Annotated in this window: 10 protein-coding genes; 3 read left to right on the forward strand and 7 right to left on the reverse strand. The window is 56.8% G+C overall.

The window, feature by feature from the left end:
* Window positions 1–4 precede the first annotated feature (4 nt).
* From KP707_RS01825 to KP707_RS01840, 4 genes are all read right to left on the reverse strand, one after another.
* Window positions 5–2,383 (reverse strand): TonB-dependent receptor, encoded by a 2,379-nt coding sequence (locus tag KP707_RS01825; RefSeq protein ID WP_046899908.1) that lies wholly within the window; start codon window positions 2,381–2,383, stop codon window positions 5–7.
* A gap of 99 nt (window positions 2,384–2,482) precedes the next feature.
* A complete protein-coding gene (locus KP707_RS01830; protein WP_211501967.1) occupies window positions 2,483–3,928 on the reverse strand; it encodes an ATP-binding protein in 1,446 nt (481 codons plus the stop codon).
* 4 nt (window positions 3,929–3,932) lie between these two features.
* Window positions 3,933–5,156, reverse strand: coding sequence for a TIGR03862 family flavoprotein (locus KP707_RS01835; protein WP_211501968.1), 1,224 nt, complete (start codon window positions 5,154–5,156; stop codon window positions 3,933–3,935).
* 82 nt (window positions 5,157–5,238) lie between these two features.
* The gene (locus tag KP707_RS01840) at window positions 5,239–7,797 is read right to left on the reverse strand and encodes a TonB-dependent receptor (RefSeq protein ID WP_211501969.1); all 2,559 of its coding nucleotides are present in this window, start codon (window positions 7,795–7,797) and stop codon (window positions 5,239–5,241) included.
* 207 nt (window positions 7,798–8,004) lie between these two features.
* Here KP707_RS01840 and ade point away from each other — a divergent pair, with 207 nt between their 5' ends.
* Entirely contained in the window at window positions 8,005–9,702 is a 1,698-nt protein-coding gene (ade, locus tag KP707_RS01845) for an adenine deaminase (protein WP_211501970.1), read from the forward strand.
* 62 nt (window positions 9,703–9,764) lie between these two features.
* On the opposite strand, the gene KP707_RS01850 is transcribed toward ade, so the two are convergent.
* Window positions 9,765–9,965, reverse strand: coding sequence for an entericidin A/B family lipoprotein (locus tag KP707_RS01850; RefSeq protein ID WP_046899903.1), 201 nt, complete (start codon window positions 9,963–9,965; stop codon window positions 9,765–9,767).
* 144 nt (window positions 9,966–10,109) lie between these two features.
* Here KP707_RS01850 and KP707_RS01855 point away from each other — a divergent pair, with 144 nt between their 5' ends.
* Window positions 10,110–11,297: a glycosyltransferase family 4 protein gene (locus KP707_RS01855; protein ID WP_211501971.1), complete on the forward strand. Its 1,188-nt coding sequence runs from the start codon at window positions 10,110–10,112 to the stop codon at window positions 11,295–11,297.
* A 28-nt stretch (window positions 11,298–11,325) separates the two neighbouring features.
* On the opposite strand, the gene KP707_RS01860 is transcribed toward KP707_RS01855, so the two are convergent.
* Window positions 11,326–12,171 (reverse strand): YgcG family protein, encoded by an 846-nt coding sequence (locus tag KP707_RS01860; RefSeq protein WP_211501972.1) that lies wholly within the window; start codon window positions 12,169–12,171, stop codon window positions 11,326–11,328.
* 17 nt (window positions 12,172–12,188) lie between these two features.
* Window positions 12,189–12,782, reverse strand: a complete 594-nt coding sequence (locus KP707_RS01865) for a LemA family protein (protein WP_046900877.1) — start codon at window positions 12,780–12,782, stop codon at window positions 12,189–12,191.
* 293 nt (window positions 12,783–13,075) lie between these two features.
* On the opposite strand from KP707_RS01865, the gene gltX reads away from it, so the two are divergent.
* Window positions 13,076–14,410 (forward strand): glutamate--tRNA ligase, encoded by a 1,335-nt coding sequence (gltX, locus tag KP707_RS01870; RefSeq protein ID WP_211497771.1) that lies wholly within the window; start codon window positions 13,076–13,078, stop codon window positions 14,408–14,410.
* Window positions 14,411–14,418 lie beyond the last annotated feature (8 nt).

Here is a 14,418-nt window from a genome sequence, read left to right on the forward strand (position 1 = left end):
GTCCTTACAGCGTGGCGTTCAGTGTCAGGAAGAAGCTGCGCGGGGCAACCGGGAAGGCACTGAACTGACCAGAAGTCTGGGTCGCGTTGATGGTGGACCAGGCGTGTGTGTTGGTCAGGTTGGTGATGTTACCCTGAACACGCAGGGCTGCGATGTGTGGGATGCCATGGAACGTGTAGCCGGCGTTCATGTCAAACTGAGCAAATGGGGCGGCGTACATGTCGTTGGTGTAGGTTGCATAACGCTTCCCGGTCACGACACCGATGAACTGGCCATAAGCATTGCCCCAGTTGGTGCTGAAGACGAACTTCTCAGACCAGGCAGGCATACCCACAACGTTCTTGCCAGCCGTATGCACGACTGTCGTGCCGGTGCTGTAGTTATCGTTGTAGGTGGACTTGTTATAGGACAGGCCGTTGTAGAGCGAGAAATGCTCGCCGAAATGGGACGTGAAGGAGAAGTCCATACCATCGGTTGTGACAGAACCAACGTTGGCAAGCGTTGTGGCAGACCCGATGATGGAAGACAGCGTCTGCGTGGTGGCAACAGCCAGAAGGCGGTTCGAGAAGTGCACGTGATAGTATGACAGCTGTCCTTCGATAGACGTCAGCGGGCCAAGATGGATCTGGCGATGCTCACGCAGGCCGGTCTCGTACGTCCATGATGTTTCCGGCTTGCCGTTCTTCTTGAAGTCTTCGAACGCAGCCTGACTGGTTGCGCCCCAAGGTGTGGCGTTGCCGTAGCCTGCGTCCTGGAAGGAGCGCATGTTTTCCTGAATTGTGGCGAACCACTGTTCATTTGGCGTGATGTTCCAGACCGCACCAAAGGATGGCAGGAACGGACGTTCCGCAGCGATCGTACCACCCGGAGCCGTGACAGCGTAGGACGGAGAGAGCGAGCCCGCCTTGGCAGCAACAGGCAGTGTGCCGTTCGTGTAAACCAGCTCAGACTTGAAACCAGCCGTCAGGGAGAAGTTTTTGGAAATCTGCCAGTTGTCCTGCAGATGGGTGACGAACGTGTTGGTGTAGAAGTTGTTCGTATACTGGTCGATCAGGGCATTCTGCTGGCGCTCGTATGGTGTGGTCGGGTTGTTGGCATCCAGCGGGTACCAGCGACGAGCCTGCGTATTGTTGTTGCGCTCATACCATCCACCAACTTCAATGGAATGCTTGCCGAGGTGGTAGCGCAGTGTGGAGATCAGGCCACCGCGGTTATCCCAGTATTCGGTTGTACGCGTGGCGTAACCGGATCCACCGAAGACCGTGCTGAGATCCTGACCGGGGAAATAAGCTGCGAAGAGGGTGGGCAGACCCGCAGCCGTAATCGGGCCTGCGACGACGCCTTCACCTAGATCATGATGGTAATAGATCGAGTTATCCCAGTGCAGGTTCGCATTGAAATCATGCGTCCACTTTGCATAGGCCAGGAAATCTTCACGCTGGGCAGCGGAATAGTAGTTGCGGTAGTTCAGGCCTGCATTCGTGTAGGCAGCTGAATTAATATAAGATTTTGCGTAATTATAGTTCGGGTACGTGAAGGGTCGGACATAAGTGCCGTAGCCCTGTGGCAGAGTTACACTGTCTTCGTTTGGCTCCACTTTCTGGGACCAGTCAAAGAAGACCGAGAAGCGGTCATGGGCGCTATGGTGAACGAACTTGGCATTGACCTGATAGCCGCCCTGATGGCCAGCGAAATCCCATGCGCGCGCATCCTGACGAGCGAATGAGACATAGGCTGAGTTGCCATTTCCGAACTCACCCGTGTCGAGACGCGCGAAGGTGCGGAATGTGGACCAGCTGCCAAAGACCTGTTCGATCTGAGCACCGCGCTTGCGCAGTGGATCCTGCGTCGTAAATTCGAGTGTACCGCCGAGATTGGACGTGGATGCCGTGCCCAGACCGCCTGCACCGGTGGCAATGGACGCAGAGCCGATGTTTTCGCTGATGGATGCGCGCTGCGGTGAAAGACCGTTGTAGTTACCGTAGGCCTGATCACCGAGGGGAATTCCATCAAGCGTATAACCGAGCTGCTCTTTGGCAAAACCATGCACATACAGTGATGAATTCTGTTCGTTGTTGCCCCAGGGATCAGCATTGTTGAACACAACACCTGGCAGGATCTGCAGCGCCTTGATGGGGTTGATGCCCGGCATGATGCGCTGGATCTGAACGCGGCCAAGTGTTTGCTCGGAGCGGGTGCGCTTTGCGGTAATAACCAGCTGTTCCGATCCGCCGGAAACGGCTGCGGCCTTGTGTGCTGCGGTGTGTTTCTTGCTGTTTGTCGACGCGGTGGCAGCTTTGGCTGAAGGCAGTGCCATGCTCACTGCCAGCGGAGAACAGAAAAGAAAGAGCAGCGCGCGGTTGCGCTGGGATTTGGATGACATGGATAGCTTTCCCGTAACGAAGCGGAGTCGGAACGGGCGGAAACTAGTCTCAATATCGTGATGGTTGTGTGAACCTAGTGTGAAGGCGGCGTGACAGTTTTATGACGCCGTTTGCCAGCCTAGGCCCACGATCGCGACGCGCCGTCCGAACGGGGTCTCCTGCAATACTATGACTTCTCTTTCCTCAAGATATGTCAGCTGGCGGCGGGCCCGTCCCAGTGAGTGCGTGCCGTAGGCGCGGGCAAGAGCACTATCATCCGGGCAGGTTTCCGAATCGAGTGCCGTGCGCGCCAGCAACAAAAAGACGCCCTGAACGTCTTCCGGCAGAGACGCGGCTATGGCTTCGGCTTTCTGCCACTCTTCACTTTCAGCACGTTCCCGGTCCAGACCCGCGCGGATGGTTGCAAGAATGCGCTGGAAACGACCGAGATCGAGGATATTTCGTGATAGCCCCTGAATGCGCGCCCGGAGCTGGAAGTCCTGATAGAGGGTGGCAAGCGGCTTGTAATCCGCGCCTTCCTCGGATGCCACGCCAGCAACCATGTCCCAGATATGGGCTGGATCAATCTCGGTCGTTTCAGCTGCTGTGGCGGGTTCTTCAGCCGCTTCGCGGGTTGCGCCATAGGCATCAAGCTGTGCGAGAAGATCCGGCGGAGGGGGGCGTGTTTCGCGGCGGGGGCGCGGCGAAAATTCGTGAACGGGCTCGAGAATAATGTCTCGCAGGTCCTCGGCATCCATGGGCTGCAGGGGAACGAGCACTGGCCCCGTGTTGTGGCTGGCTGTTTCTACGGGGCCAATTGTCAGCAGCTTCGGGCGACGGGACAGAGCGGGGCCGAGCGCCATGAACTGCCCGCGGGCAAGATCACGAAACGATTCCGCGGCCCGACGCTCCATGCCCAGAAGATCTGCCGCACGGGCCATGTCGATGTCGAGGAAGGTCCGGCCCATCAGGAAGTTCGAGGCTTCTGCCGCGACGTTCTTGGCCAGTTTAGCCAGACGCTGAGTTGCGATGACACCGGCCAGACCACGTTTACGCCCACGACACATGAGGTTCGTCATGGCCCCGAGTGAGAGGCGACGGGCTTCATCGGAAGTGTCACCACCAGCAACGGGTGCGAAAAGCTGGGCTTCGTCCACCACAACCAGAGCCGGATACCAGTTGGCGCGGGGTGCTTCGAACATGCCGTTCAGGAAGGCACCGGCTGCACGCAGCTGCATTTCGGCTTCCACCTGTTCAAGGTTCAGCACAACAGATGCACGATGCGCCCTGACACGTTCACCGGCTGCACGCAAACTGGCTTCGGACTGGTCTTCAACGTCAATGACCAGATGGCCATAGCGGTCTGCCAGGGTGACGAAGTCGCCTTCCGGGTCGATCATGACCTGTTGAACGAGGGTTGCTGTCTGTTCCAGCAGGCGGCGCAGAAGGTGGGATTTGCCCGAGCCGGAGTTACCCTGAACCAATAGGCGCGTGGCCAGCAGTTCCGGCAAATCAATGCAGGTGTCTGAGCCGTCGCGGCCCTGTCCGAGAACGATGGATGTCATGGCGTCAGCGGATACCCGAAACTGACGATTCTAGCCACCCAAGGACGCCTTTTGCTGCGGCAAGACCGGTGGAAAAACATCCCTGCAGAAGATAACCCCCGGTTGGGGCTTCCCAATCCAGCATCTCGCCAGCTGCAAACACCCCGGGATGAGCCTTTACCATGAACTTTTCGTCCAATGCGTCCTGACGTAATCCCCCTGCGGTCGAAATAGCGCGGTCGAGGGTGTCTGTCCCGGTCAGGACGATGGGGAGGGCTTTAATGGCCCGGGCCAGCTGGAGGGGTGTCGCTTGTTTTGGCGTTGCCTGTCGCAGAAGTTCTCGGGAGGCACCATCGAGAGACAGAGCTTTGCGGAGGCGGTTAGACTGGCTCTCTCTTGGTCGCTGGGCCTGAAGGCGTTTGAGAATGGCATCTTCAGAAAGGGTAGGGCGCAGATCCAGTGACAGGGTAGCGGTGCCCGTAGAGGTGATGGCATCACGGAGAGAGGCCGAGAGGGCATAAAGGGCAGAGCCTTCCAGTCCGCGCGGCGTAATGGTGAGGTCTCCACGGGTTTCCGTTCCCTGAAACAACAGTCCGACGGAATGGAGCACTTCCCCGTCATGGCGTTGCAAGACGTCATCGGGCCAGTTGGGCATGAAACCGCAGTTTGACGGTTTAAAAGGGGATGTTTCCGTAGGGAACAGACTGGCCCAGCGCCCGTCTGATCCCAGGCGAGACCAGCTTGCTCCGCCTGTGGCCATGAGCGTGGCGTCCGCAGCAAAGGTGACAGGACCTGAAGGGCTTTCAAAGGTCAGTCGTGAACCCTCCCATCCTGTGAAGCGATGGCGTGTCCGGATCTGAACGCCTCGTTCTGCAAGGCGACCGAGCCAAGCGCGAAGGAGGGGAGACGCTTTCATGCTTTTGGGGAAAACTCGCCCCGAGCTTCCACTAAAGCACTCTTGCCCAAGGCTTTCAGCCCAGCAACGCAGAGCGTCTGGCGGGAAGTTCAGCAAGGCTGGGGTCAGCCAGTCCTGAGTTGGTCCATAGCGTGTTATGAAAACGTCGAGTGGCTCAGAGTGGGTCAGGTTGAGGCCACTTCGGCCTGCCATGAGCAGTTTCCGCCCCACGCTGGGCATCTGCTCAAAGATTTCGACGTGACATCCATGACCAGAAAGATACTCAGCGGCGAACAGTCCGGCGGGACCTGCGCCAACGATGGCAACAACTGGAGGCGTGGAAAAAGGGCTCATGGCTGTCTGATTGCCATGAGCCGGATGGTTTGTCAGGTTCTACGTGCTTCTGGGGCCAAGGAGGATCAGCCTCAGCAGGGCATCAGAAACCGGCGCTGATGGAGCCCGTTGCGGCGAAAGGTGCTGCAATGGCGTAGGTCGGGGCCGTGCCCTTTACCGTATTGCCGAAAATGCCCTTCATGGTTGTTGCATTCGTCTGCACGCTGAGCGGGAAGCCCAGATAGTGCTTGTCGGCAATGTTGGAGATGTTGAGCTTGACGTTGGGGCTCTGCAGGAAGCCAACATTGTGGAAGCGATAACCGACGGTCAGGTTCATGCGCACGTAAGACGGGAGTGCCTCGTCGTTCATGAACGTTGAATACTGCTTGGCGACGTATTTCAGGCTGTAGGCGCCGAAGAGATTTCCGTCATCGTAATCCAGATTGAAGCCAACCTGATATTTTGGTGTTTCAGGCGCGAACTTGCCCTTGGTGTGCAGGTAATCCACGGAGCTTCCGCTGCCGCCGCGCAGGTTGCTGGTTGTGCGGGCATCAACATACTCAAAGGATACATACGGGCGCAGATGATAGAAAATCGGACGCGTGCCGATTTCTGCATCCACACCGTTTGTGCTTTGGCCGCCCGCATTGATGTTGTTGCTGTAGTAGTTTGAGCAGGCGTCATCGGTGCACTGGCTCTGCGAGAAGAACCGGTTGGTGAAATTATAATGGAAGTACGTGATCGATCCCATGACGGTTGAACCGGTGTAACGCCAGCCCGCTTCTTCCGAGATGGAAATTTCCGGGTTGAGGTTTGAGGTGCCGCGTGTGGCGTAACCGCTGCTGGCCTGGTTGGGAGCCTTCACATTGTAATACGTGCCGGCATCGAAAAGCGCGTAGTTCGTCGGCATCCGGAAGTTGGTCGCACCGGAGATGAAGATCTGGTTTTCCGGGTTGATCTGGTAGCGGATCGACGCCGTTGGCAGCGGCTCATAGTAAGTCTTGTTGATGTACGGGCCGGTGGATGTGTTTGGCAGCATATTCTGCGCATCACGGGTGACGATGGCGTATTTCAGGCCGCCCTCGATCGTGAGCTTGTTGTTCAGCAGCGACAGGCTGTCACCGATGAACATTGTGTGCACGCGGGTCTGCGTCAGGTTAGAGCGATACTGATAGGTCTGCCCATTATCAAAAACGTAGTTTGCAGCCTGTCCCCAAACGCTCCAGGGCGTTCCGTCCGCGCCAATGCCCGTGGCGGGGCCGCTCTGGATCTGCTTGGAATATTCGAACCAGTAACCAACCATGAGGCGGTTTACGCCTGTTGTCAGTGTCAACTTCGTGACGGCACCGGGACGGTAGGTTGTGGTGATGGACGGTTCATAGAGCAGGCTGCCCTTGGCAACGGACTGCCCTTCAAGCGTTCCGCCCATTGTTGTCGCACCATAGCTGGTGGGAACCGTGTATGCCCCGCCGCCACTGCCGCTGCCGTACCAGAAGTAAGGTGTTTCCGTCAGTGTCAGGTGATCGGTCAGCTTAAAGGTGGACGGTGCACTGACATAAATGTTGGTGAACGGGTTCTGATGGAACTTGTAATAGTCCGCATCGCTCTTCGTGGTCTGGCCGGTCGGATCTTTGTACATGCCATTATAGACGGTGTTGGAGATCGTGGACGTGGTGGTGTTCTTGAATGTGCTGCCATTCGGGCGCGTGCAGGTTGCACCAGCCGAGCAGGACGTCACGTATTTGTCTTTCACGCCCAGGCCGTATTCGTCCCACGAAGCCATGTTCACGGAACGGTTTAGGTAGTTGTAGAGGCGATTGCCAACGATCGCGAGAGAGACGCGGTTGCCGTCGCCCCAGTCATTCACGATCTTGCCTTCGGCGTGCAGCTTCCGGTTCGTTGCTTCACTATGAACGGCATCTTCCGTTGCATAAGAACCTGAAAAATAGGCGCGCAGGTTCGTGTGGCCAATCTTGCCGGTGTCGAGGCGCAGGAAGCCGCGGGTGTAATCATAAGACCCGTAGGACACGTCGAATGCGCCGCCAGCCTTCATCTTCGGATCGATCATGTACATGTCGACCACGCCGCCCGTGGCGCTCAGATGTGGGCTGTCCAGATCCGCGGAACCCTGAGCGAGATTAACCTTCTGAAGGTTTTCTGAATCCACGATTTCCTGAGAATACGTCTGAAAGGAGCCGACGTCGTTGATCGGGAAGCCTTCAAGGGTAAAGCCCATCTGCGTCTGATCGAGGCCACGGGAGCTCATGTGGCTTCCTGTCAGGCCAGCCGGGTCGGAAGACGACACGTTGGCGCCTGGAAGCAGGGAGATGAGCTGCATCGGGTCCTGACCTGGAGCCTGCTTTTCAATGAAATCGCGAGACACGCTGGAAACAGACTTTGCTGCGTCCTGCTTCTGCATCAGGCCGCCACCAACGTCACGGCGTGTAACCCCGTCAAAATACTTGCGACGACCGCTGACGGACACGTGCTCTTCATGCACTTCATCTGTTGGCGCGGTATTACCCATCATGGACGGTGCCGCTGCGGCTGCCTGATGGCGGTTTGACTTATGATCAGGGGACGACGCGGCGGGAGCGGCCAGTGCAGGCGCAACCCCTAAGGCAATGAGTGCAGACGTTGAAAGCAGGCGTGCAAGGCGCATCAGGAAGATGGTCTTTCTCGGATAGTGAAATAAGCGAGAAGGGGAAAACCACGCTTTGTCACAATCATCAACAGTTTGGCATATGAAACATTACGACATAAATAATCGTGATATTTTCGCAACAAAAAGTGTCCCGAAAGCTTGCTTTGAGTGCCGGGGCGTCTGCGCGCTATAAGTGGTCATTGCTGACATTCGGAGGTTTCAGGCATGCAGAACGCAATCCAGCGCCGGGTGGCTCAGGGGCAGGGACGGGAACCAGCAGATCTGGTGATCCGCAACGTCCGTCTTCTGGATCTCGTGACAGGCGAACTGGTCCCGACTGATATTGCGATCTGCGGTGACCGGATCGTTGGAACGTACGGGACATACGAAGGCAGGAAGGAGATCGACGGACGCGGGCGGGTCGCTGTTCCCGGTTTCATTGATACCCATCTTCATGTTGAGTCCTCTCTGGTCACGCCTTTCGAGTTTGATCGGTGCGTTTTGCCGCATGGCGTGACGACCGCCATCTGTGACCCCCATGAGATGGCCAACGTCCTTGGGCGGTCAGCCTTCGATTATTTCCTGGCAGCGGCGGAGCGGACCGTCATGGATCTGCGGGTCAATCTGTCGAGCTGCGTTCCTGCAACGCCTATGGAAACATCCGGGGCCACACTGGATGCAGCTGATCTGGTGGCCTACCGGGACCATCCCAAGGTGATCGGGCTAGCAGAATTTATGAATATCCCGGGTGTTCTGAACGGCGATCCAGGTTGCCTGGACAAGCTGGCCGCATTTGCTGGCGGTCATATTGACGGTCATGCGCCGCTGATGCGCGGCAAGGCGCTGAATGGCTACCTGGCTGCGGGCATTTCGACGGACCATGAAGCGACCGCAGCGGAAGAAGCGCTGGAAAAAGTCCGCAAGGGTATGACCGTGCTGATCCGGGAAGGCTCTGTCTGCAAGGATTTGGAAGCTCTGGTTCCGCTGTTGAATGTTGCAACGTCGCCCTTCTTTGCCTTTTGCACAGACGATCGTAATCCGCTTGAAATCGCACATGAAGGGCATCTGGACTTTCTGATCCGCCGGGCAATCGAACTGGGGGTTGAGCCGTTGGCTGCGTATCGTGCAGCGTCACTTTCGGCTGCCAATGCCTTTGGTCTGAGAGACCGCGGGCAGATTGCTCCAGGCAAGCGGGCAGATGTTGTGCTTCTGGATAATCTGGAGGTCTGCCTGGTGTCAGACGTCATTTCTGCCGGGCGTCTGGTCACGGATGCCCTGTTTGCTGAACGGGAGATTATTCCACCCGTGGGGCTGGGCAGCGTGAAGCTCCCAGGTGTGGTTTCTGCGTCGGATATGGAAATTCATGGCAGCGGAACAGACCGCCCTGTGATGGGGCTCATTCCTGGGCAGATTATTACGGAATATCTGCGGCTGACATTGCTGGAAGAGAACGGGCAGGTTCTGTCAGATGTGCCGAACGATGTGGCCAAGGTCTGTGTAGTGGCGCGACATGGACATAATGACAATATCGGCAGGGGGTTTGTGAAAGGGTTCGGCCTGAAGCACGGAGCACTGGCGTCATCTGTCGGGCATGACAGCCACAATATCTGCGTTGCGGGCACCAACGATGCGGATATGGCGACTGCTGTGAACCGGTTGGAAGCGACGGGCGGCGGATTTGTTGCCGTTCAGGATGGCAAGGTGCTGGCAGAACTGAAGCTGCCGGTGGCGGGCCTCATGAGTGATGCGCCGTTCGAACAGGTCCGCGACGAACTGATCGTGTTGCGGAAAGCTGCGAAAGAGATGGGCGTTTCTCTGGAAGAGCCGTTTTTACAACTGGCTTTTCTGCCTCTTCCTGTTATCCCGCATCTCAAGATTACGGATCTTGGAATGATTGACGTCCAAACGATGGAACTGGTCTGAAACGAAAAAAGACCCGCCCCTGTGAGAGGCGGGTCTTTTTTATCAGGCCTGACGAAGGCTGATCAGTGGGTGGAGGCACCCGTTGCATTGGCAATGCCCTGCTGCGCACTGGTTGCAGCGTGGGACGTTGCATGGCCAACAGCACTGACATCCTGGCCTGCGCCACGCGTCGTGTTGCAGGCGGACAGAGACACTGCCGTACCTGTAAGCAGGGCAGAGACCAGCATCAGGCGAGCGAACGTGGATTTACGGGTCTTGGTCATGCGGGCATGTCCTTATGTTCTGTGTGTTTGTTCAGGGGTAAAAGCCTGTCGTGTCAAAAAGTTGCGTTTTTAAGTACTGACCTGCGTCGGCAGGAACGGAAAAAGGCCTGAAAATTGTTAGAGAAATTTCATTGGGCCACAGCGATGTTCAGAGTGTTTCGTCGTAACCCGGAGCGTTCGCCTGGAAAGTCAGTTCTGATTGTGGACTGTAATTTTCCGCGGCCCCTCCATGATTCCGGTTCGATGGATCTGGACGCGCTGATCCACTCGCTGCTGCGTCAGGGATGTAAGGTCAGCTTCCTTGCGCTGGGGGAGTATTTCCTTCCCAGAGAGCAGCGGGATAGGAACGCGAGGGAAGAATATCGCGCCTGTGGAGTGACCTGCCTGACGCCCGGTGATGATATGGCTTCACCCGGATGGAAGGGGATCGAAGAGGCTCTTCAACAAATCGGGCCAAATCTTGATACCTGCATCCCATGCCGCGTGAGTTGTGGGGGCGCAGCTTACGATCGGCTTCGTGCGGCGTTTCCATCGGCTCGCATGATTTTCTACGCGTGTGATCTGCATTTTCTACGAGAAGAACGGGCTGCGCGTCTGGCCGGAGATTATACCGCGCTCAAAGCAGTTGAGGTCACGCGGGATAATGAATTCGCCATTATGCGTCGTGCAGATGCGACACTCGTAGTGTCTAGCTATGAGAAAAATCTTTTACGTCAGAAATTGCCGGAAGCGCTGGTTGTTCATCTGGCTTTTCCCCGCCCCTCTGCCGAGGGAGATGGCTGGGACGCGCGCCGCGATATTGGTTTCATCGGCAATTTCGGGCATCGGCCGAATGAAGATGCGGTGCGTTATTTTCTGGAGCATGTCTGGCCGGATCTAGCTGTCCGCATGCCGGATTGCAGATTTCTGATCGTGGGAACGGGGGCGCCGGACTGGCTGACAGAATGGGCGGAGAAAGACGCGCGTCTGGTTGTGCTAGGGCACGTTCCAGATTTGGCGGCTGTGTTGAACAGTTTAAGAATAACTGTCGCGCCGCTTCGGTATGGAGCTGGGACGAAAGGAAAGGTTTTAAGCAGCCTGTCTCATGGGGTGCCCTGTGTCATGACATCCGTTGCCGCTGAAGGTTTCGACTTCACGCCGCAGCTCAAAGAGCTGGTTGTTGCTGATCTTCCGCAGGATATGGTGGAAGCCATTGTGGCGCTCTACACACAGGCCTCTCGATGGGAGATGGTCGTTCGTCACGGGCGTGATCTGATATTGCAGAATCATACACCCGAGAAGCTTGATGCGGCGGTGGCTCAGTTGCTGCGTATTGATGCTGCTGGCCGCTGACCGAAGGATAAACTTACGTAGGCGTCCGTTACCAGGAGTCCTTCGCGCCGCCTCCGCCAGAATCGCCTCCGCCGGATTTGTAGGAGTTTTTCTTCTTGTCGCCGCCGGACGAGTTGGCGTTATTACGTGAGGCGGCTGATAGAATATTGATCAGCAGGCTCAGGATCACGTCCCAAGGAATGCTGATCAGAAACCTGTCAAAAATTGAAAGAGGCAGGCCCTGAGCTTCGCGGCGTTGAGCGCGGACGGTAAAGCCAGAGCCAAGAGCAAACAGCACCATCCCTCCGACACCGAGTGCGAGATCAAATCCGTTGATGTTGAAATCCGTATCAGATGTGGCCTGCTCCTCGTGAACCTGCGTCTCGCTTTTACGCAAAATGTCGGCGATGGAATCCAGAATCCCGTTTAGTGCGGCGGCATAGTGACCGGCTTTCAGGTTCGGTTGGGCAGCATGCAGGATATTGAAGGTCTGAAGGTCGGTCAGGTCGCCTTCAAACCCATACCCGACTTCGATGCGAGCCTGATTGTCCGGAATATCCAGAACGATCAGAAGACCGTTGTCCTGACCTTTTTGACCAATGCCGGAGGCATGGAACGTCTCATTTGCATACTGATCGATATCGTCCACATGGCCGGGAAGAACGATCAGAATGTGCGGGTGACTTGGGAGTGTTTGCCGAAGATCCGTCAGCTTCTGGACGAGCTGATCCTGTTCCGGCTCGGACAGGCTCTGATGCGGATCTGTCACGAGCTCGGTCAAAGGTGTGGCCGCCCCTGCTGGACCAGTCAGGGACAGGCATAGCAGGGCAGTCACGGCAAGGACCAGATGCAGGGTGCGCGTTAGAAGCGGGTGGGAAACAGTCGGCACGTTCATCCGGTCCTTCCGTCAGATCAATGCTTGGAGAAGTCTACGACTGGCGGCGTCTGTGCGGCTGGGGAAGCCTCGTAGTAGACGCGCTGATGGTAGCCCATGATCCCGGCGGCGAGGTTGCCCGGGAAGTGCATGACCGTCTGGTTGTAAGCCAAAATGGCCTGCTGCAGACGCTGGCGTGCTACAGTGATGCGGTTCTGTGTGCCTTCAAGCTGAACCATCAGGCTCGTGAAGTTCTGATTGGCCTGTAGCTGCGGGGACTGTTCAGCCACAACGTTGATGGCCTTGATTTCCTGTGCGTTACGGGTCTGTGCATCCAAGATCTTCTTTTGAAGGTCTTCATCACTGACCGAGCGAGGGTCAATGCGGTTCAGGGGCGTTTCACCCGAACGGGCCGCAGCGTAATCCGTCAGGGTGTCATGCTCGTGGGTGGCATAGCCTTTGACTGTGTTGACCAGATTGGGAATCAGGTCGGTCTGGCGCTGAACTTCGTTCTGAAGCTGACCCATCTGTTCCTTGACGTTCTGGTCCGCTCCCATGAAACGGTTATAGCTTGATCCCAGCAGGGCAATAATGCCGATTACCAGAATGGCAGGAATGAGAAGTTTTCTCATTAGGGGGTCCTCTTAAATCAAAAAACGGATCATCACTCCGATCGCAGAAAAAATCGTCAGTCGTGAGTGTCTGTTCTTCGCCTTTATACAACAGAATGGACTGAAGGAAAAAACGTTTCTTTTTAGTCCATGTTTGTGGGGAAAGTATTCCGGTTTCCCGTTATGTTATATCGGTAGAATGGCCATGTTTTATTTGCCCGCTGGAGTGTCGAGAAACTGGAGAGTGTCGGGTGTTCTGAACACGATGCTTCATGCATCTGGCATGACGCGCAATCATGCGGCATTAAGGCGGCATGAAACTGCGCTTTGCCCCATCGCCAACCGGCTATCTCCACGTTGGTAACGCCCGTCAGGCCGTCGCCAACTTCCTGTTCGCCCGCCGCCATGGCGGCAAGTTCCTCCTGCGTATCGACGATACGGACGTCGCGCGCAGCAAGCCTGAATATGAGGACGCGATCCGTAAGGATCTGGCGTGGCTCGGTCTGGACTGGGACGAAGAGGCCCGTCAGTCCTCGCGGATGGAGCGGTATGCTGCGGCGATCGACAAGCTGAAAGCCTCTGGTCGGCTGTATCCGTGTTTCGAGACCGAATACGAACTGAATGCCAAGCGCGAGATGCGCATCCGGGCTGGCAAGGCCCCGATCTATGATCGCGCTATGCTGAAGCTGACGCCAGACCAGCGGGCGCGTGCGGAAGCCAATGGTAAGACGCCGCACTGGCGTTTCAAGCTGACGGATGGCAGCCGCAAGTGGCAGGATCTCGTCATGGACGATTGCTCCGTCAAGCTGACGGCAATTTCCGATCCGGTTCTGATCCGCGCAGACGGCACGATCCTATACACGCTGGCGTCGGTTGTTGATGATCTGGAAATGGGCATCACGCATATCGTCCGTGGTGAAGACCATGTGACGAACACGGGTGTTCAGATCGATATTGCAGAAGCGCTGGGTGCAAAGCCGGATCGCTTTACGTTCGCGCATCTGCCGCTGCTGCTGGATTCTGACGGCGGGAAGCTGTCCAAGCGTTTTGATGCGTTGGGCCTGAAGTCGCTTCGTCAGGATGGGATCGAGCCGATGTCCATCGTGTCGTATCTGGCACGCGTTGGGACGTCCGATGATCCGGAAGTCATGACGATGGAAGAGGCGATTGCGGCCTACGAGATTTCCCATGTTTCCAAGTCTGCGGCGCGGTTCGATATGCGCCAGCTTCTGGCTCTGAACCGCAAGGCTTTGCACAATCTGCCGTTTTCGGTGGCGAAGGAACATCTGCCAGCCGAGGCGACGGAAGAATTCTGGAATGCAGTGCGCGGTAATGTCGATCTGACGGCTGAAATCCCGCATTGGTGGGATGTGACGCAGGGCACGATCGTTCCGCCGTCCCAGCCGGAAGACCGTGAATTCCTTCAGCAGGCGCTTGAAACCCTTCCTGCCGAGCCATGGGGCGAAACCACATGGCAGGACTGGACCACGGCTCTGAAGGAAAAGTCAGGTCGTAAGGGCAAGAGCCTGTTTATGCCGTTGCGCCTTGCCCTGACGGGTGAGGATAACGGCCCAGAATTGCATGTTCTTCTGAGCCTGATGGGACACGCCCGGACGGTGTCACGTCTTCAGGACGCTATTGGCGCCTGAGTGATGAG

Origin of the sequence: Gluconobacter sp. P5E10 (assembly GCF_018812145.1) — a bacterium.
GTDB classification, from domain to species: Bacteria; Pseudomonadota; Alphaproteobacteria; order Acetobacterales; family Acetobacteraceae; genus Gluconobacter; species Gluconobacter cerinus.

Coding starts and splice junctions, on each gene's coding strand:
- KP707_RS01825 (WP_046899908.1), bottom strand. CDS start 2,383: ATGTCATCCAAATCCCAGCGCAACCGCGCGCTGCTCTTTCTTTTCTGT.
- KP707_RS01830 (WP_211501967.1), bottom strand. CDS start 3,928: ATGACATCCATCGTTCTCGGACAGGGCCGCGACGGCTCAGACACCTGC.
- KP707_RS01835 (WP_211501968.1), bottom strand. CDS start 5,156: ATGAGCCCTTTTTCCACGCCTCCAGTTGTTGCCATCGTTGGCGCAGGT.
- KP707_RS01840 (WP_211501969.1), bottom strand. CDS start 7,797: ATGCGCCTTGCACGCCTGCTTTCAACGTCTGCACTCATTGCCTTAGGG.
- ade (WP_211501970.1), top strand. CDS start 8,005: ATGCAGAACGCAATCCAGCGCCGGGTGGCTCAGGGGCAGGGACGGGAA.
- KP707_RS01850 (WP_046899903.1), bottom strand. CDS start 9,965: ATGACCAAGACCCGTAAATCCACGTTCGCTCGCCTGATGCTGGTCTCT.
- KP707_RS01855 (WP_211501971.1), top strand. CDS start 10,110: ATGTTCAGAGTGTTTCGTCGTAACCCGGAGCGTTCGCCTGGAAAGTCA.
- KP707_RS01860 (WP_211501972.1), bottom strand. CDS start 12,171: ATGAACGTGCCGACTGTTTCCCACCCGCTTCTAACGCGCACCCTGCAT.
- KP707_RS01865 (WP_046900877.1), bottom strand. CDS start 12,782: ATGAGAAAACTTCTCATTCCTGCCATTCTGGTAATCGGCATTATTGCC.
- gltX (WP_211497771.1), top strand. CDS start 13,076: ATGAAACTGCGCTTTGCCCCATCGCCAACCGGCTATCTCCACGTTGGT.